At 47.1% G+C, this 314-nt stretch carries 1 protein-coding gene; it reads right to left on the bottom strand.

Features of this window, described 5'->3' with window-relative positions; all coding sequences use genetic code 11:
• A partial coding sequence (locus A372_RS32610) for a transposase (RefSeq protein ID WP_019418902.1) occupies nt 1-314 on the bottom strand: 314 nt, incomplete at both ends.

Raw genomic sequence — 314 nt, 5'->3', positions numbered from 1 at the left:
CTTATCATAGCGAGTAGCCAGCCTTCGATAATGTTTGAGTTTGTTGAATAAGCATTCGACCAAATGGCGTTCTTTGTATAGCCACCAATCACACGTTCGTTGAATTTTGCGGTGTTTTCGGCTGGGAATAACGGCGACTGCTTGCTGCTTTTCAATGAGTTCCAGAATGTTGTTCATGTCGTAACCTCGGTCGGCAATCACGGTCTTGCCGATGAGATCCATATCTTGAAGCATTTCATACCCTTTGACACAGTCGTGACAATTGCCGGCGGTCAGTTCAAAGCGCAGCGGATTTCCCAGCGCGTCTACAACTG

The sequence above is a fragment of the Paenibacillus sp. OSY-SE genome (assembly GCF_000283315.1).
GTDB classification, from domain to species: domain Bacteria; phylum Bacillota; class Bacilli; order Paenibacillales; family Paenibacillaceae; genus Paenibacillus_B; species Paenibacillus_B profundus.
The sequence above is the reverse complement of the archived record's forward strand: the minus strand, read 5'-3'. Positions and strand labels throughout refer to the sequence as shown.